The organism is Bacillus sp. NS1 (assembly GCF_058248265.1).
The window spans coordinates 209,762-227,738 of record NZ_JBZAZF010000002.1 but is presented as its reverse complement, the minus strand read 5'-3'; the positions used below and the strand labels follow the sequence as shown (position 1 = coordinate 227,738).

Genomic DNA, 17,977 nt, shown 5'->3' with positions numbered 1-17,977 from the left:
TTCGTCAGTCTTTTCTAAAGAATCCAAAAATCCCTGTCGTTTGAACAATGTTCGTAAATGCTTTCGGATCAACTTCTTTGACGATCTTCTCTAAATCGTACAATTCGTACCTTGTGATGACGATAATCATCATTTCTTTCTGTTCGTTCGTAAAAGCTCCTTTGGCCGGAACAGTTGTGATGCCGCGCACCATTTTTCCGTAAATGGCTTCTTTGATTTCGTCCGCTTTTTTCGTCACGATCATCGCCGTGAGCTTCATATGGCGGGTGTGAATGGCGTCGATCACCCTAGTTGTCACATACAGTGTTACCAGGGTATATAATGCTTTCTCCCAACCTTGCAATAATCCTGCCGTCAAGATGATAATCCCATTCAGAATGAAGAAATACGTGCCGACGGGTTTATCCTTCCACTTTGCAAGCACCATGGCGACGATATCGAGCCCACCTGTAGAAGCGCCGTATTTTAATGTTAAGCCGATACCGACCGCTGAAATGACGCCGCCGAACACCGCGTTCAGCAAAATATCATGTGACAGGCTTGTTTCCGGCAGGATCCCCATAAACACAGTAGTGAGTGCGACACTTAAAATGCTGTACACCGTAAACGATTTGCCGACTTTCAGCCACCCTAAAATACCGACCGGAATGTTTAAGAGGAACAAGAGCGTTCCCGTCGATATGTAAAAGGGGGCATATTGAACAATGACGCTTGATAAAAGCTGGGCGACACCCGTAAATCCGCTGGCATATACATCTGCCGGAATCAAAAATAAGTTCAGCCCGGCCGCATTGAGTAAAGCGCCGATGATGACGATGAGTAATTTTTTTGTTTGATCTAGTACCATGGCATGTTCCTCCGCTCTTTCTTCTTTATATGTTTTCCCTTAAAACAAATATTTGAACACGATTTTGGCAAATTAATATGATATAGTTGGCTTAACTCTTATGATAACGAGCGATAACGGAAAGAAGGGAAGCAATATGACAGTTCATCTCATCGCTGACAGCGCCGCCGATCTGCCACGTTCTTATTTTGAAGAAAACAACATCGGCTTTATTCCGCTCAGAGTTTCTCTCGGCGATAAAGAATACGAAGATGCAGTCACGATTGATGCGGATCAAATATTTGAAGCGATGCAAAATGGAGAAACGCCTAAGACGTCCCAAGCCTCACCGCAAACGATTAAAAATGTGTTTTTGCAATATGCCGAAACAGGTGATCCCGCTCTTTACATTGCCTTTTCCTCAGGCCTCTCCGGCACGTATCAGACAGCTGTGATGATGGCCAATGAAGTGAAGGAGGAATTCCCCGATTTCGATTTACGGGTCATTGATTCCAAATGTGCTTCATTAGGATACGGCCTGGCTGTCCGGCATGCTGCCGATCTCTGTATCAACGGGAATACAATACAAGAAATTGAAACGTCTGTAAAGAACTTTTGCAACCAGCTTGAGCACATTTTTACTGTTGATGATTTAACGTATCTCGCAAGAGGCGGCCGAATCTCCAAAACGTCCGCTTTTGTCGGCGGCCTGCTGAATATTAAACCGCTGCTTCAGATGGAAGACGGCAAGCTTGTGCCTCTGGAAAAAATCCGCGGACAGAAAAAACTTTTCAAACGAATCATCGAACTAATGAAAGAACGCGGTGATGATTGGGGCAATCAAACCGTGGGGATCAGCTACGCTGCGAACGAAGAAAAAGCCATTGTCATGAAAGATTTGATTGAAGATGAATTCAAGCCGAAAGAGATCATCATGCATCCAATCGGTTCTACGATCGGCTCGCACGCCGGCCCCGGCACATTAGCCGTATTCTTTTTAAGAAAATGAGCAAACAAAAACCTCCAGACATTTGATATATGCTGGAGGTTTTATATTAATTTTTTATTTACATAAATGATAACTCCAGCTCCATATGCTAAAATCATTGGCGGAATCAGCTGATCTTGTCCTTGGAATGAGATAAAACCGTTTAAAAGAATAAAGATCCCTGAATTTAGAAAAAAGTATCCCGCAATTTTAGCCAGACGGTCTTTTTCACGTATCCGAGACTCACCGAAACCGGACAATATCCATGTTTGCTTTTTTATTCCGGCCATATAAGCAACCCAAAAGAAAAGCATCGCAATCAGGATCAATAAAAAATCGATGCGAATTTCCACGAACTCTCCCCCTGTCTTTTAACTAACCAAACACTCTGTCTCCCCTAATGATACGTAACAGAATTTTATTTGTGAAGTTCTTATATAAAAAATAGAAGGCCTGTGCGGCCTTCTATTTTTTCTCGTATGTCCACTCGTCCTGCTGATATACTTTTCCGTTCTTCATCAAATGGCCTAGCGCGCGTTTAAAGGCGGCTTTACTCATGTTAAAACGTTCTCTGATATCGTCAGGCTGGCTTTTGTCGCCGTACGGCATAGCGCCGTTTCTTGTTCTCATATACGTTAGAATGTACTCGGCATCTACAGACAATGCGTCCTGTTTTCTCGGAAGCAGCGACATGTTGACTGAACCGTCTTCTTTGACTTGAATCACCCGTCCCGTAATTCTTGAACCGAGTCTTGGCTCCTCTTTTCTCTCTGACGGATGGATAAAACCGCGGATACCGTCATCCGTGATGATGAATGAACCCGTTGCGATTAATCTGTAAACCGTACCTGTCAGCTCTTTATTCATCAGATCTTCTGAGGCGTCGGTAAACAGTTCGCTGATGATATCTTCCGGCGCTGGTTTCGCAAACATGCGTCCTCGGTTTGTCACCTTCAGCATACAGTAAAGCTTATCCCCTTTTTGCGGCCAGACATCCTCGTATGGCGGCAAATGCTCAGTTGCAACTAGCGCGTCTTTAGATAAGCCGACATCAACGAAAACGCCCATATCTTCCACTGTATCCACCACTTCGACCCAGCCGTACTCATCAGCGCTGATGACCGGAATTTTCATCGTGGCCGCAAGTCTCTCCTGCTGATCGACGTATATAAAAACCTCTACTTCGTCTCTGTCCTCGATATCCTCAGTTATTTCACTGTTATGTAAGAGAATCGTGTCTTCTCCGTCGGTTAAAAAGTAACCGAAGTCAGTTTGGTGATCTATACTCAAGGTTAATTGCTGCCCTGGTCTCATGCTATCGTCCTTCCTGTTCCGCTTTATTTTTCTGCGGATTCTGTTAACATTTTTTCCAATCATCACAAATTGATTCTTTGATCTGTTGGAAGTTTCTCTTTATTCTACTATAATCAACACATAAGTTAAATGTTATGGAGGTTTTCATATGGCAAAAGAAAGCTCATTTGATATTGTATCCAAGGTGGAATTGCCCGAAGTGCAAAATGCGATCCAAATCGCACTCAAAGAAATCAGCACACGCTACGACTTTAAAGGAAGCAAAAGCGACATTTCTTTAGATAAAGAGGAGCTTGTCCTCGTTTCTGATGACGAATTTAAATTAAGCCAGCTGAAAGATGTACTGGTCAGTAAATTAATTAAACGAAATGTGCCGACAAAAAACATTGATTACGGCAAGGTTGAAAGCGCGTCAGGCGGAACGGTGCGCCAGCGTGCAAAACTTGTTCAAGGCATTGACAAGGAAAACGCAAAAAAAATCAATACAATTATCAAAAACTCCGGACTGAAAGTAAAGTCTCAAGTGCAGGATGACCAAGTGCGCATCACCGGAAAAAACAAGGATGACCTGCAGCAGATTATCACAGCAGTGAGAGGCGCAGATCTGCCAATTGACGTTCAATTTATAAATTTCAGATAAATTTTCTGAATCCTATTGATTATTGTCTTTATTTTCGGTAAATTTGGAGAAAGGGAAAACGCTAACCACCTTTTGGCACTTCCTGAACACGAAAACTTCATATCCGTTCTTATCAAGAGAAGCAGAGGGACTGGCCCGACGAAGCTTCAGCAACCGGTGTAATGGCGATAAGCCATGACCAAGGTGCTAAATCCAGCAAGCTCGAACAGCTTGGAAGATAAGAAGAGACAAAATCACTGACAAAGTCTTCTTCTTAAGAGGACTTTTTTTATTTCTCTTTTTTCCTTGCTGAATGTGAATAAAGGAGGCAGACAATGGGACTTTTAGAAGATTTGCAAACACAAGTGTTAATCGGCGACGGCGCAATGGGGACGCTCCTCTACTCCTATGGCATTGACAGGTGCTTTGAGGAGCTCAATATTTCAAAGCCGGAAGAAATTCAGCGCATACATAAAGCATACGTTGAGGCAGGAGCCAACATCATTCAAACAAATACGTACGGGGCCAATTATATTAAATTATCCAGACACGGCCTTGAGGATGACATCAAAAAAATGAATCAAGAGGCAGTAAAAATCGCACGGGCTTCCGCAGGCGATGCGTACGTTCTGGGGACGATGGGAGGCATCCGCACATTTAATAAAAATGCGTACAGCCTTGACGAAATCAAACGCAGCTTTCGCGAGCAGCTGTACCTGCTGCTGCATGAAGATCCGGATGGATTGCTGTTAGAAACGTATTATGATTTGGAAGAAGCCCGTGAAGTGCTGAAAATCGCGCGCAAAGAGACTGGCCTTCCGATTATGTTAAATGTCTCCATGCATGAGCAAGGCGTACTGCAGGACGGAACGCCGCTTTCTGAAGCATTGCGATCGATCGCGGATCTCGGAGCTGATATCGTCGGCATTAACTGCCGGCTCGGCCCTTATCATATGATTGAAGCGCTCAGCGAAGTGCCGATTTTTGATGACGTGTTCTTATCAGTTTATCCGAACAGCAGTCTTCCCTCGCTTGAAGAAGGCCGGCTCGTCTATGAAACAGACGACACGTATTTTCAAAACAGCGCGTCAGAATTCCGTAAGCAAGGCGCACGGATTATCGGAGGCTGCTGCGGCACCACGCCAAATCACATCCGGGCGATGGCGGAAGCGGTTGGCGGGCTTGCTCCGATTACAGAAAAAGAAGTCAAAACCCGGGCGAAGGAATTCGTTTCTGTTCAGCACGAGCGGACAGAGCCCGGCTTGAATGAGATCGCGGCGGAAAAACGCTCCATTATCGTAGAGCTGGATCCGCCGAAAAAATTGAGTTTTGACAAATTTCTGTCCGCCGCTGCTGAATTAAAAGAAGCGGGAATCGATGCCCTAACGCTCGCTGACAATTCCCTAGCGACCCCGCGGATCAGCAATGTTGCCTGCGGCGCCCTTGTGAAGCAGCAGCTTGATATGCGCTCTCTTGTCCATATTACGTGCCGTGACCGAAATATTATCGGCTTGCAGTCACACTTAATGGGTCTTGATACGTTAGGGCTGAATGACGTGCTGGCCATCACGGGCGACCCTTCTAAAATCGGGGATTTTCCGGGTGCCACGTCTGTTTATGATTTAACATCCTTTGATTTAATCAGGCTGATCAAACAGTTCAATGAAGGGCTGTCCCTGTCTGGAAAGCCGCTTGGCAAGAAAACGAATTTCTCAGTCGCAGCCGCATTTAATCCTAACGTCCGCCACCTGGATAAAGCGGTAAAACGGCTGGAGAAAAAAATAGATTGCGGCGCCGATTATTTTGTTTCACAGCCTGTCTATTCCGAACAGCAGCTTGTCGATATCCATAACGAAACAAAGCATCTGCAGACGCCGATCTATATCGGAATTATGCCGCTTACTAGCAGCCGGAATGCTGAATTCATCCACAATGAAATTCCGGGCATTAAGCTGTCTGACTCTATTCGGGAAACAATGGCCCTCGCCGGTGAAGACAAAGAGAAGCAAAAAGCGGAGGGCCTTGCAATTGCACGCTCTCTGTTGGATACGGCATGCGAGCTGTTTAACGGCATCTATTTGATTACGCCTTTTCTCAGATCTGACTTAACTGCTGAGCTCACTTCTTATATCCAGCAAAAAGATGAGCAGCGACAAAATATCTATTTGCATTAATTCCGATAAGACTGCCTGAATCAATCGGGCGGTCTTTTTTAATAGGATTCGTGTTACGATATAGAAAATCGGTATATGAGGAGGAACATCATGCTCGAAGTCAAAACCATTTCCGCGGAAGATACATACGAAATCCGGCATCGTATCCTGCGTCCCCATCAATCCATCGAACAATGCAAATATGAACAAGATCATGCAGAAGGCGCTTTTCATCTCGGCGCGTTTTATGAAGGAACGCTGATCAGCATCGCTTCTTTTTTCCCTCAAAAACAGCCATTAATAACGGCCTCCTCCGCATATCGGCTGAGAGGCATGGCAACACTTGAAGGATATCGCGATCAAAAAGCCGGAAGCACGCTGATCAAATACGCGGAGCAAAAACTGGCAGATAGAGGCGTACAGGCGGTCTGGTGTAACGCAAGACACCATGTCAAAGGCTACTACGCAAAGCTCGGCTGGGAGGAACTAGGCTTACCGTTTGAGATTCCCGGCATTGGCACTCATATTGTGATGTACAAAACACTCGGAACAGGCAGGTGATCTTATGGACGTAATGGATGAGCTGATTGAGCTTCATGAAGAGCATGCATCCGGTCTATTGCGGCTTTGCAGGCAAGCCGGGTGGCCGGATTATGGCGAACAAGAGCTGACACTTCTTGTCCAACAAGGACGCTTTTTCGGTTATCAAAATGTCCGCGGAGACATCATCTCTTGCATCGGCTTGTTTTTGTTTGGCCGTCTTGCTTCTATTGGACTCGTCATCGTGGACAAAGAATACAAACGGCTCGGTCTAGGGCGGCGGATGGTAAACGCGTGTATCAGCCAAACGGATGAAAGCACCGCCATCAGGCTTTGTGCTACAAAAGAAGGTTTGCTGCTTTATGAAAAAGCAGGTTTTCATTCGGCTGGTTCAGTCCGAAAGTACAGCTGTCACAGTTTTCGACCGATCGAAACGCAAAATCGCCTTGATGCTGAACTGTCACCCTTTAGAGAACAAGACTTTCAAGAATTAGCTGCGGCCGATCTGACAGCCTTTGGCGGAGATCGATCAAACCTTTTGCAGCAGCTTATTCCTACCTCAGAGGAATGCGTCATCGCCAGAAACAATGAGGGACATCTGGTTGGCTACGGCCTATCTGTACAGACACCTGCCAATCTGAAATTCGGCCCCATCATCGCCCCATCATCAGACGTTGCTGCACGAATCATCAACAGGCTGGCCGCAGGCAAACAAGGTCCGATGCGCATCGATATACCAGCAGAACACACATCTTTTCATGACAGGCTGTTAGAGATGGGATTTCATTCAGACGCAGAGCTTCCGCTTATGCTTTACCAGAAAAAGATGTTTCCGGACCAAAATGGACACTTATATGCGTTGATTTCACAGGCGCTCGGTTAACCCTCCTTTTTCCCGAACAGGTATTTTCTGTTCGGTTTTTTGCTGTCTAAACGTTGAATAAACGAAGCTATCAGGGACATTCTAAGCAGAAGAAAAGGAGTGTGCTCTGAGATGGAATCATCAAAACAAAATAACGGAATGACGATTGTCGCAATCGGTTCAATCCCGTTAATATTAACACTTGGAAACTCAATGCTTATTCCGATTTTGCCAAAAATGAAATCTGAACTTCATTTATCACAATTTCAAGTCAGTCTCGTGATCACAGTATTTTCCTTGATTGCGGCGTTTGCGATTCCGATTGTCGGTTATCTCGCTGACCGATTCTCAAGGAAAGTCATCATTATCCCTTGCTTAATTTTGTATGGTGCCGGCGGCTTGTTAGCCGGGTTTGCGGCAGGTTTTTTTGACAATGCGTACCCTTGGGTCATGGCAGGACGGGCGCTTCAGGGAATCGGGGCAGCCGGGACCGGCCCGATCGCCATGGCACTGACGGGGGATCTGTTTAAAGGCGCCCAGGAAAGCAAGGTACTCGGTCTCGTTGAAGCTTCAAACGGCATGGGGAAAGTGCTTTCACCGATCATAGGCTCGCTTATCGCCCTGCTTGTCTGGTATGGCGCGTTTTTTGCCTTCCCGGTATTTTGTATCATTTCGATCGTGCTGACTTGGATTTTTATTAAAGAAAAGAAAAAGGAAAAAGAACCGCCCCCGATCGGAAAATATGCAAAAGGGCTGTTAAGTGTTTTTAAACATGAAGGCAGATGGCTGTTTACCGCTTATTTAGCCGGAGCGACCTGTTTGTTTACTTTGTTCGGCATCCTGTTTTATCTATCAGATGTCTTGGAGAAAACATACGACACCGACGGCGTCAAAAAAGGCTTGATTTTGGCGATTCCGCTTTTGGTCATGTGTGTGACGTCTTATACAACCGGAAGCAAAATCGGGCAAAAGCAATCGTTAATGAAAAAGCTGATCGTTCTTGGATTGGCGTTCATGACGGTGTCTTACGCTACACTATCATTCATTGAGAATCTGGTCCTTTTCATCAGTGTTCTCGTACTGAGCAGCATCGGTTCAGGACTTGTTCTGCCTTGTGTGAACAGCTTTATTACCGGGGCTGTCGGCAAAGAAAGACGGGGATTTGTGACCTCGCTGTACGGATCGGTGCGTTTCTTAGGGGTGGCGATTGGGCCTCCGATCTTCGGCCGCTTAATGCAATGGTCCAGACCCGGCATGTTTTTGAGTATTGCGGGATTGACACTTGTTGTCGGTATTCTCGTGATTTTGCTGATTCATGTGAATCAAAATAAAGAAGAAACAAAAGAAAAAGAAGATCCTAAAATGGCTGGCAATCGGCTTCAGCCAGTCGAGGAAAGGTAGTATCCAGTTTGAAAATCGAACGGGTTGAGACCTTTCCGCTTTTGTACCGATTAGAAAAGCCGTACGGAGACGCAAACGGATTTAAACGGTATCGCACTTGCTATCTCATCAGAGTTGTCACCGAAAGCGGGATTGACGGCTGGGGAGAATGCGTTGATTGGCTCCCTGCTCTCCATATCGGTTTTACCAAACGGATCATTCCCTATCTTTTAGGAAAACAGGCCGGCAGCCGCCTGCCATTAGTGCGCACGATTCAAAAATGGCACCAGCGCGCGGCCTCCGCTGTAAGCATGGCGCTAACAGAAATCGCGGCCAAAGCTGCCGATTGTTCTATTTGCGAACTATGGGGCGGGCGGTACAGAGAAGAGATCCCTGTATACGCCTCATTCCAATCATATTCAGACCATCCGCAATGGATCAGCCGGTCGGTTTCCAATGTAGAAGCCCAATTAAAAAAGGGCTTTAAGCAAATCAAAGTCAAAATCGGCGGGACTTCATTCGAGGAAGATGTCCGGCACATCAATGCGCTGCAGCATACGGCCGGCAGCTCCATTACGATGATTCTGGACGCCAACCAAAGCTACGATGCCGCTACAGCTTATAAATGGGAACGATATTTCTCAGCATGGACAAATATCGGCTGGTTTGAGGAGCCTTTGCCCTTTGATCAGCCGCAGGATTACGCTTTGCTGCGCAGCCGTTTATCTGTTCCTGTTGCCGGTGGAGAAAACATGAAAAGCGCGGCAAAATTCGCCCCTCTCCTTTCACAGCGCTGCTTGGATATTATTCAGCCCGATGTTATGCATGTCAACGGGATCGATGAGTTTCGGGACTGCCTCCAGCTCGCGCGTTATTTTGGCGTCAGAGCGTCCGCCCATGCATATGACGGATCGCTTTCACGCCTCTATGCCTTATTTTCGCAAGCCTGTCTGCCGCCGTGGTCTAAAATGGAGAAAGATCAAATTGAACCGATCGAGTGGGACGTCATGGAGAATCCGTTTACAGACCTCGTCAGCCTTCAGCTTTCAAAAGGAATGGTTCACATTCCGAAAGGAAAAGGCATTGGAACAGAAATCAATATGGAGATTGTTAAACGCTACAAGTGGGATGGTTCAGCATATTAAGCTGAGCCATTTCTTTATTTGCAGACATAAATGATGGACAGCCTCATAAAATGGAAACAGCGGACAAGTCTTTTCATAAAGGAGCAAATGACTTAATGGCTGAACTGCTGATGAAAGTAAAACTCACGTTTATGATTGTCGTAGGCGGCGTACTACAGGGACTCGGCATGTCCTTATTTTTATTTCCGCATGATATTCCGACAGGCGGGGCAGCAGGTATTGCGGTGCTATTGCATTATCTGTTTGAAATTCCCCATGGGTTTTCAGTGTGGGCTGTGAATGTATCGATGCTTTTTACCGCCTTAAAATGGCTGGAGATGAGAACATTCACCGGCACCCTCGCTTCGATTACCGTCACCTCTGTCTCGGTATTAATCTTTGATGCGGTTTTTCCGGATATCACATCAAACCTGTGGCTTGATCTTGCAAGCGGCGCTGTGTTATTGGGACTCGGCATCGGGCTTTTATACAAATATAAAATTTCAAACGGAGGATTCGGGGCTCTTGCTCTGATGATTTCCATCTACCGCGGCGGGAATCCCGGTACAATCCTGCTGATCATGAATTGCATCATTTTTATGGTGACTGCGTCTATTATTGCCTGGGGCATTGTCATTCAAGCCCTGATATGCCAAGTCATATCGACAAGAGTCATCGACTTCATCTATAACATCCGTCTGACTTCACTCCCCTATCTCACGCCTATGTACCGCCATAAAAAATAATAGGCAGAGGCTCTCTATAAGGCGAGAGCCCCGAAGCCGCGGTTTTACAAATAAAAGGTATCGGATCTTAGCCCTAAGCGCAGCGTCTCTAACGCGATCGCATCATGAAATGGGATATTGGCCAAATTCACATTCGGCCCGATCTTTTGAATAAACCCTTGCTGGAGCGTTTTGTTCGGCGCTTCAAAAATCAGCCGAGTGATATCAATATCCGAGGAAATGATATCATCAACGATTTGAAACCGGACATCGCCGCTGCTGGAACAGATCCCTCCTGTCCCGCTTTCCCTTGCCTCCGTAATCACTTTTTCCGCGCCCGCTTCCATATCCTCAATGATATACTCAAGCCATTCCTCAGAGCTTTGCCGGCTTGCCAATTCAGCATCCTTGCTGCCCACCTCGCTAAGCACAAGAAATTCATCAGAAAAATCGGCAATGTAAGCCGCTTTCTCTTTATTCGTCATCGGAAGCGTGCCGTTTGAAATCTCAATATATTCACAGCCGAAATAGGTGCAGTACCGATGAAATTCATTCACTTTTTTCTGGCTTACATACTTCTCAAACAATGTACCGCCAAAGAAAAATTTAATGTCATGCTCTTTCAGCGTGCTGATTTTTTCTTCAAGATCTTTCGTAAGTAATGATGTGCCCCAGCCGAATTTCACAAAATCAATATAGTCGGACGCTCCGGCTATTACATCTTTGAAAAATTGCAAGGGATATCCGTTATCGATTAAAATGGTCTGCCCGGTTTCTCTCGGCTTGCTTGTTCTCACTGGCAATTCTAGTGAAAAATCATTCATATTATGACCCTCTCTATCGTTGGAACTTCTCTTTCTTGTTTCACTTTCATCACGAAATCGCCTGTTAGTTCTTTTGTACAGTACGTGATATCTTCCGGATCAAACAATGGCTGGCTGCGGTCAAAAAATTTCTCCGCAACAGAAGAGCGTTTTATTCTTTCAATCGACTCCGCAGCGGTTACCGCATTTGTCCCTTCGATGATGCCTTTCATATACTCCGCACATGCCATGTCGTCATCACCTGACGGGTGGGAAGCAACAATGTTCATGACACAATCCTTTGCGGCGAGAGTTTTCACATGCTCTGCCGTTGTTCTGGCGTTGGAAAACCCAGTTACAAACAGATGCTTGGCGTTCAGGGCCCCTAACGCCGCTGTGACGCCGTTTGTTGTTTTCTGGATCAGGCACTTATCCGCCATATCCTGTTCCGCCATGCGTTTTGGAGAATTATCCAAATCAAATCCGCTGATACCGACCCCCTTTTCCTCTCCCGTCAATACGTATTCCGGATAAGTGTCTTTCAGCGCAAAGGCTTCCTCTGCTGTTCCGACCAATAAAATCTCTTTCGCCCCGCCGATAAACGCATAATGGGCGACCGTAAAGGCTCTGATGACATCAATGACGATGTTAATATCCGCCGGGGCAGGCGAATGATGATTCCCCTGATAAATGGTAATCGGCATAATACCTCTCCTTGGGCATAAAACCAGTTTGCTTAAAAGCATATTCAGCTGGTCTCTTAATGGTTCCGTTCCTCATTTTAGGCGGGTGCCGCACCTAAAAACCCTGAACCTTTATGCAAAAAATGAATAGTCTGCCTATAACTCGATCAAATAGATAAAAAAACAGACAGATGCAAACGGGGGGAAAACGTTGAACGAACAAATCATCACATATGACACATGGAACCACACGCTGTCCAAACAGATAACGGATCAATTGATCGATGAGCTTGATGTGTTGAAATGGGCTTACCGAACATACGGGGAAAAGATTGTGTACGCGTGCAGCTTTGGCGCAGAAGGAATGGTGCTTCTCGACCTCATATCAAAGATCAACAAAAACGCGCACATCATCTTTTTGGATACAGGGCTGCATTTCCAAGAAACATATGAGCTGATCGAGACCGTCAAAGAGCGATATCCGGGATTGACAATCCAGTTACTCGAACCCGAGCTGAGCTTAAAAGAACAGGAGACACAATACGGCGGTGAGCTGTGGAAGCATAACCCGAATCTATGCTGCCAATTGCGGAAAATCGAGCCGCTGAAAAAACACCTGTCCGGCATGACAGCTTGGATTTCAGGGCTGCGCAGGGAGCAGTCGCCTACGAGAAAGCATATTCAATACGTGAATCTGGATCAGAAATTTAAGCTCATCAAAATTTGCCCGCTCATCCACTGGACATGGAATGACGTTTGGACGTACATCCGCCTGCACAATTTGCCTTATAACAAACTGCACGATCAACATTACCCGAGCATAGGCTGTGAAATGTGTACATTGCCTTCCTCGGACCCGGACGATGAGAGGGCGGGAAGATGGGCCGGACGGGAGAAAACAGAATGCGGCCTGCATCAAGAATAATGTCCGGCATGCCCATGCTTTGGGAATGAAATGATGTTGAGTCGCTGCCTTGACGTTTTAATCAGCGCACAAAAGAAAACAAAGGAAACGTAAAAATGGAGGTTGAACACGTTGAATGGAAGCGAGCCCCATGGAGGGGTGTTAATCAACCGCTGCGATCCCGCATGCCATTTTGAAGGGTGCACGTGCGAAGCGGAGCTGGATCAGCTTGCACTGAGCGACCTGGAGCTTATCGCGATCGGCGGCTACAGCCCGTTAACTGGTTTTTTGGGAGAAAAAGATTATTATTCTGTTGTAAAAGAGATGAGGCTGGCAAACGGCTTGCCGTGGAGCCTGCCGATTACGCTGCCTGTCGGAGAAGAAACAGCAAACAAACTGTCTTCCGGAGATCGCGTCAAGCTTGTGAAAGACGGCGTCACCTACGGCATGATGACAGTCACTGATATCTACCAGCCTGATAAAACACAAGAATCACTGTCTGTATTTAAAACAAACGATCCTGCCCACCCAGGCGTGAAAAAGTTGTTGGCGCGTCCGGATTACTATATCGGAGGGCCTATCGTTGTCAGCCGCCTTCCCGACAAATCCTTCGAACAGTTTTACGCAGCGCCCGCAGAAACACGAGCGGCCTTTAAAAAGCTCGGCTGGAAAACGATTGTCGGTTTTCAAACCAGAAACCCTGTTCACAGAGCGCATGAATACATTCAAAAAACAGCGTTAGAAACGGTCGACGGTCTGCTGCTGCACCCGCTTGTCGGAGAAACGAAGTCAGATGATATCCCGAGTGATATCAGAATGGAAAGCTACCAGGTTTTGCTTGATCACTATTATCCAAAGGATCGTGTCATGTTATCGGTTTTCCCTGCCGCCATGCGGTATGCAGGTCCGCGGGAAGCGATTTTCCATGCGCTCATCCGCAAAAATTACGGCTGCACCCATTTCATTGTAGGCCGTGATCACGCGGGTGTCGGCAGCTATTATGGAACGTACGACGCGCAACATATTTTTCAATCATTCACAGAGGAGGAGCTGGGCATCAAACCGCTGTTTTTCGAGCACAGCTTTTACTGCCGAAAATGCGGAAACATGGGCACCTCGAAAACATGTCCGCACAGCCAAAGAGACCACATCCACTTATCCGGCACAAAAGTGAGAGAGCTTCTCCGCAACGGCAAAAAGCCTCCTAAAGAATTCAGCCGGCCTGAGGTCGCAAACGTTCTGATCAAGGGTCTTCAGCAACAGCCCGTTGCCATCCAGATCCAGCATAACAGCGGGGGATTGCAATGACTCACAATCCAAACATCATTTGGCACCCTGCTGCAATCACAAAGTCTGACAGACAGACCTTAAACGGACACAAAAGCTGCGTTCTCTGGTTTACCGGTCTGTCCGGCTCAGGAAAATCGGTGCTTGCCAATGCCGTTGATGAAAAACTGTACCGAATGGGCATTCAGAGTTATGTGCTCGACGGCGATAATATCCGCCACGGCTTAAACAAAGATCTTGGTTTTCAGACTGAAGACAGGATTGAAAACATCCGCCGGATCGGAGAAGTGGCGAAGCTGTTTGTCGAGAGCGGTCAAATCATTTTAACAGCGTTTATTTCTCCATTCAGAGAGGACCGGGACATGGTCAGAGCACTCTTTCCTGAAGGAGAATTCTTCGAAATGTATGTAAAGTGCCCGCTGCATGTTTGTGAACAGCGCGATCCGAAGGGACTTTATAAAAAAGCGCGAAACGGAGAAATCAAACATTTCACCGGGATCGATTCTCCGTACGAATCGCCGCTTTCACCCGATTTCATCATTGAATCAGACCAGATATCTATTTCCGACGGAGCTGATTTGATCATTACTGAACTGCAAAGCAAAGGAATCATATAAAAAACCCGATCAATATCGGGTTTTTTCTTATGATTTGGCAAACTGCGCAATCAAACTGTTGATCTTCTCTTTTTCTTCAAAAAAAGCTCCGTGCCCGCTGTTTACAAACGGAACCAATTCCGACTGTTTGATGCCGCGCTTCAATTCTTTGGCAAAATCAAACGGCGCAATTTTATCCTTTCTCCCATGCAGGATCAGCGTCGGCACCTTGATTGAGGCAAGCTCCTTTCTGAGATCCTCATCTCTTAATGCGATACCCGAGTGGATCGTCCCATAGGAGGAGGCCTCCAGCATCAGATTGAGAAACCACTGCCTGAACTCTGGTGACACTTTTTCCTCAAAAAACTGCTGCCCTAAATCAGCCAGTGTTTTTGGCCGATCCGTTTTGAATTGTTCAATCATATCGTCAATATCCTGCTTCCTCATACCGTACGGATAACCCGGGCGTTTTGTGAATGCGGGTGCCGCTGCAGACAATAAAATCAGCTTATCAATATCGGCTCCGTCATGCCTTGCCAAATAACGGATTGCAATTGCGCCGCCCATCGAAAAACCGGCAAGAACCGCATTCTCAAGCTGCAGCGTATAAATGACTGCCTTCACATCATCGGCCATCGTGTCATAATCATAGCCTTCCCACGGGCGGTCCGACTGCCCATATCCCCGTAAATCAATGCCAATGAAACGAAATCCTCTTTTCGGAAGCTCATTCATTTGATATTCAAACATCTTATGATTCAACGGCCACCCGTGTAAAAAGATGATCGGCCTTCCATGTCCGATATCCTCTACAAACAGTGTCACATGCTCCTCGGTTTTGACGTAATGCCCCATTCCGCACTCCTCCTGTTCCCTTTTCTTTCCCGGCCTGTATACGCCTTGACGTACAGGAAGCTTTCCATTTATGCTAACAAAACAAGCGGGCTGCTATACCAAGAAAAGGTTCTTCACGATTTACTATATGTATCAATTTCCATAACGATCTATTAAATTGATCCCGGAGGCTTCTGGTTTTCGGGCAGCAAAGGATGTCATCGCATGAATAAAATAGTGATTCAAAAACCGCACATACCGGAAAACCTGCAAACTGCAGATTTTCATGAAACCGTAACTCAGGATGATGTAGTCAGTATGCATTTGTTTGAAGATTGTACAATCTGCGGCGAAGAAATGGAAAGACTTTGTGTGGAAAAAACGATATTCAGAAATGTCGTATTTATCGATGTGTCTTTCCGGCATATTGAACTGACCGATGTGATCTTTGAAAAATGTGATTTGTCAAACGCCGATTTCAGCGGGGCTGTCATTCACAGAACTTCCGTTAAGCAATCAAAGATGGTTGGAATGAATGTGGCGGAATCAACGCTGCGGAATGTTTCATTCGAGGAGTGCCATGGACATTTCAGTTCATTTTCGTACTCAAATATGAGACAAGTTCGATTTGATCACTGTGCCCTTATGCAAAGTGAGTGCAGCAATATGACGCTCCAGCAAACACACTTTGACGGGTGCGAACTGGAAGGCGCCAGCTTTTTTGGCACGTCCCTTCAAAACATGGACCTCAGCACCTGCCGTTTTGAACAGCTTCATGTCTCCCTCGACAAATTGAAAGGCTGCAAAATTGCGCCGGAGCACGCGATTGCTTTCGCCAGGGCGCTGGGGGCTGTCATTATATAACAAACGCTTACATCAGGCGGCGGGCTGTATCGGCTGCCGCTTTAATGCCTGTTTCCAAATCCGTAAGAGACGCATAGGAATACGACAGCCTGATGCTGTTTCGATCTTCGCCGTCATAAATGGAACCGGGATTCACCAGCACCTGCTGTTTCAGCAACTCATGAAAGAAACGGCTGACAGGCAGGGTTTTGTGAAATGTCACCCAAATATAAAAGCCTCCGGCGGGAATGCGCCACGCCGCGATGTCTCCGGCATACTGCTTAAGAAAATGAATTGCCGCGTCTCTCCTTTGTTTTAGCACCCTTCGTATCCATGTCAGATGCTCTTCATAATACCCCTGTGACAGCCATTCGGCGGCAGCCCACTGGGACAGGCCGCTCGATCCGTAGTCTGTCTGCATTTTAATGTCCGCCAGCCTTTCAATGACTGGCTCCGGTCCGGCTAGCCAGCCGATTCGAAGGCCGGGGCTAACCGTTTTTGAAAAAGTGCCCAGATACAGAATATTGCCCTCATGATCCATTGCTTTTAAGGGGTGCGGCGGTTTTTCTTCAAACCACAAATCACCGTACGCATCATCCTCAATGATCGGCAGTTGCTCTTTTTTTGACAGGTCGATGATCTCTTTCCGTCGCTGCTCTGACATGACAGTGCCTGTCGGATTATGGAACGACGGAATGGTGTAAAGCAGCTGTCCTCCATATTGTTTTCGAAAAGAAGAGACAAGCCCCGCTTTGATTCCTTCCTCATCCAAAGGAAAGCCGCGAAGCCGCATCCCCGCTGATTGAAACACATGTAAAGATTGAAGATAGGACGGCTTTTCGGTCAAAATGACAGAACCTCGTTTTAAAAGCCCGACCGAGATGAGCTGAAGTGCCTGAAGTGCGCCGGACACTATTAAAATCGCTGACGGTGATACATGGATCTGCTTGCCTTTTAAATAGTCCGCCACCGCCTCCCTCAGCTTAAGATTTCCTTTCGGCTGCTCGTATCCTAAAGACAGGGCGTGCGGATTCATCTGCTGTAACATCCGGCGCATTGTGTCTTCCGGAAGCAGATCTGGTGAAAGCTCTCCTGTGCCTAATCTGATGATATCCGCTCTTGGTTCGTTTTGGTTAATCTCCTGAATGATAGAAGAATTTGGGTGATGAATACCGGAACGGACGTAATTGCTCCAATCGAGCGGAGGCTCAGCCGCCAGCACGCTCCAAGTACTGTTTACAACCTTCGTTCCGCCTCCTCTTCTCCCCTCTAACAGGCCTTGAGACGTGAGTTCATCAATGGCTGCTGTTACTGTGCTGCGATTGACTTGAAACATGTCGGCCAGCGTTCTCTGTGAATGGATTTTCGTCCCCACAGCCCACTCTCCGTGAAGAATTTTGTCTTTCATGTATTGTTCAATCTGCCGATGCAGCGGAATATCCGAATCCCGGCTTGGCTGCCATTGCGACATAGTCATGCCCCCTTATTTTACATTA

18 protein-coding genes, 1 pseudogene and 1 riboswitch are annotated in these 17,977 nt (G+C 46.5%); of the genes and pseudogenes, 12 read left to right on the top strand and 7 right to left on the bottom strand.

Translation table 11 applies throughout. The features are described 5' to 3' along the window. Positions 1 to 4: 4 nt before the first annotated feature. Positions 5 to 847 (bottom strand): YitT family protein, encoded by an 843-nt coding sequence (locus AC4CV5_RS06595; protein ID WP_003224514.1) that lies wholly within the window; start codon positions 845 to 847, stop codon positions 5 to 7. A gap of 136 nt (positions 848 to 983) precedes the next feature. Here AC4CV5_RS06595 and AC4CV5_RS06590 point away from each other — a divergent pair, with 136 nt between their 5' ends. After that, on the top strand, positions 984 to 1,835 hold the full coding sequence (locus tag AC4CV5_RS06590; protein ID WP_222142583.1) for a DegV family protein: 852 nt from the start codon (positions 984 to 986) through the stop codon (positions 1,833 to 1,835). 41 nt (positions 1,836 to 1,876) lie between these two features. Here the strand turns inward: AC4CV5_RS06590 and AC4CV5_RS06585 are convergent, their stop codons facing one another. Then, positions 1,877 to 2,167 (bottom strand): DUF3784 domain-containing protein, encoded by a 291-nt coding sequence (locus AC4CV5_RS06585; RefSeq protein ID WP_222142582.1) that lies wholly within the window; start codon positions 2,165 to 2,167, stop codon positions 1,877 to 1,879. A 112-nt stretch (positions 2,168 to 2,279) separates the two neighbouring features. Next, positions 2,280 to 3,178 (bottom strand): annotated as a pseudogene (locus AC4CV5_RS06580) (CvfB family protein). A gap of 98 nt (positions 3,179 to 3,276) precedes the next feature. Here AC4CV5_RS06580 and AC4CV5_RS06575 point away from each other — a divergent pair. From AC4CV5_RS06575 to AC4CV5_RS06545, 7 genes are all read left to right on the top strand, one after another. Beyond that, complete coding sequence (locus AC4CV5_RS06575; RefSeq protein WP_490922300.1) at positions 3,277 to 3,768, top strand: YajQ family cyclic di-GMP-binding protein; 492 nt, start codon at positions 3,277 to 3,279, stop codon at positions 3,766 to 3,768. 106 nt (positions 3,769 to 3,874) lie between these two features. After that, a riboswitch (SAM riboswitch) is annotated at positions 3,875 to 3,992 on the top strand. A gap of 90 nt (positions 3,993 to 4,082) precedes the next feature. Further along, the gene (locus tag AC4CV5_RS06570) at positions 4,083 to 5,921 is read left to right on the top strand and encodes a bifunctional homocysteine S-methyltransferase/methylenetetrahydrofolate reductase (RefSeq protein WP_326220900.1); all 1,839 of its coding nucleotides are present in this window, start codon (positions 4,083 to 4,085) and stop codon (positions 5,919 to 5,921) included. Positions 5,922 to 6,011: 90 nt separating this feature from the next. Beyond that, positions 6,012 to 6,461 carry a GNAT family N-acetyltransferase gene (locus AC4CV5_RS06565; protein WP_490922299.1) on the top strand — a complete coding sequence of 150 codons (450 nt, stop codon included), beginning with the start codon at positions 6,012 to 6,014 and terminating at the stop codon, positions 6,459 to 6,461. Positions 6,462 to 6,465: 4 nt separating this feature from the next. Beyond that, the gene (locus AC4CV5_RS06560; RefSeq protein WP_490922298.1) at positions 6,466 to 7,323 is read left to right on the top strand and encodes a GNAT family N-acetyltransferase; all 858 of its coding nucleotides are present in this window, start codon (positions 6,466 to 6,468) and stop codon (positions 7,321 to 7,323) included. 111 nt (positions 7,324 to 7,434) lie between these two features. Then, complete coding sequence (locus AC4CV5_RS06555) at positions 7,435 to 8,703, top strand: MFS transporter (RefSeq protein ID WP_490922297.1); 1,269 nt, start codon at positions 7,435 to 7,437, stop codon at positions 8,701 to 8,703. A gap of 8 nt (positions 8,704 to 8,711) precedes the next feature. Then, positions 8,712 to 9,827, top strand: a complete 1,116-nt coding sequence (locus AC4CV5_RS06550; protein WP_248602597.1) for a mandelate racemase/muconate lactonizing enzyme family protein — start codon at positions 8,712 to 8,714, stop codon at positions 9,825 to 9,827. Positions 9,828 to 9,922: 95 nt separating this feature from the next. Then, the gene (locus tag AC4CV5_RS06545; protein WP_166853663.1) at positions 9,923 to 10,552 is read left to right on the top strand and encodes a YitT family protein; all 630 of its coding nucleotides are present in this window, start codon (positions 9,923 to 9,925) and stop codon (positions 10,550 to 10,552) included. Positions 10,553 to 10,596: 44 nt separating this feature from the next. Here AC4CV5_RS06545 and AC4CV5_RS06540 read toward each other — a convergent pair whose 3' ends face one another. Beyond that, a complete protein-coding gene (locus AC4CV5_RS06540; protein ID WP_166853664.1) occupies positions 10,597 to 11,355 on the bottom strand; it encodes a phosphosulfolactate synthase in 759 nt (252 codons plus the stop codon). Further along, positions 11,352 to 12,038 (bottom strand): 2-phosphosulfolactate phosphatase, encoded by a 687-nt coding sequence (locus AC4CV5_RS06535; RefSeq protein ID WP_490922296.1) that lies wholly within the window; start codon positions 12,036 to 12,038, stop codon positions 11,352 to 11,354. Before AC4CV5_RS06535 ends, AC4CV5_RS06540 begins: the two co-directional genes overlap by 4 nt. 190 nt (positions 12,039 to 12,228) lie before the next feature. Here AC4CV5_RS06535 and AC4CV5_RS06530 point away from each other — a divergent pair, with 190 nt between their 5' ends. The 3 genes from AC4CV5_RS06530 (at position 12,229) to cysC (ending at position 14,825) form a co-directional block, all read left to right on the top strand. After that, positions 12,229 to 12,942: a phosphoadenylyl-sulfate reductase gene (locus AC4CV5_RS06530; RefSeq protein ID WP_166853666.1), complete on the top strand. Its 714-nt coding sequence runs from the start codon at positions 12,229 to 12,231 to the stop codon at positions 12,940 to 12,942. Between the two features lie 111 nt (positions 12,943 to 13,053). Next, entirely contained in the window at positions 13,054 to 14,229 is a 1,176-nt protein-coding gene (gene sat / locus AC4CV5_RS06525) for a sulfate adenylyltransferase (protein ID WP_166853667.1), read from the top strand. Further along, positions 14,226 to 14,825, top strand: a complete 600-nt coding sequence (cysC, locus tag AC4CV5_RS06520) for an adenylyl-sulfate kinase (RefSeq protein WP_166853668.1) — start codon at positions 14,226 to 14,228, stop codon at positions 14,823 to 14,825. Before sat ends, cysC begins: the two co-directional genes overlap by 4 nt. A 27-nt stretch (positions 14,826 to 14,852) precedes the next feature. Here cysC and AC4CV5_RS06515 read toward each other — a convergent pair whose 3' ends face one another. Further along, positions 14,853 to 15,659: an alpha/beta fold hydrolase gene (locus AC4CV5_RS06515; protein ID WP_166853669.1), complete on the bottom strand. Its 807-nt coding sequence runs from the start codon at positions 15,657 to 15,659 to the stop codon at positions 14,853 to 14,855. Positions 15,660 to 15,863: 204 nt separating this feature from the next. Here AC4CV5_RS06515 and AC4CV5_RS06510 point away from each other — a divergent pair, with 204 nt between their 5' ends. Beyond that, a complete protein-coding gene (locus tag AC4CV5_RS06510; protein ID WP_166853670.1) occupies positions 15,864 to 16,502 on the top strand; it encodes a pentapeptide repeat-containing protein in 639 nt (212 codons plus the stop codon). Between the two features lie 7 nt (positions 16,503 to 16,509). Here AC4CV5_RS06510 and AC4CV5_RS06505 read toward each other — a convergent pair whose 3' ends face one another. After that, positions 16,510 to 17,958: an aminotransferase-like domain-containing protein gene (locus AC4CV5_RS06505; RefSeq protein WP_490922294.1), complete on the bottom strand. Its 1,449-nt coding sequence runs from the start codon at positions 17,956 to 17,958 to the stop codon at positions 16,510 to 16,512. Between the last annotated feature and the right edge of the window lie 19 nt (positions 17,959 to 17,977).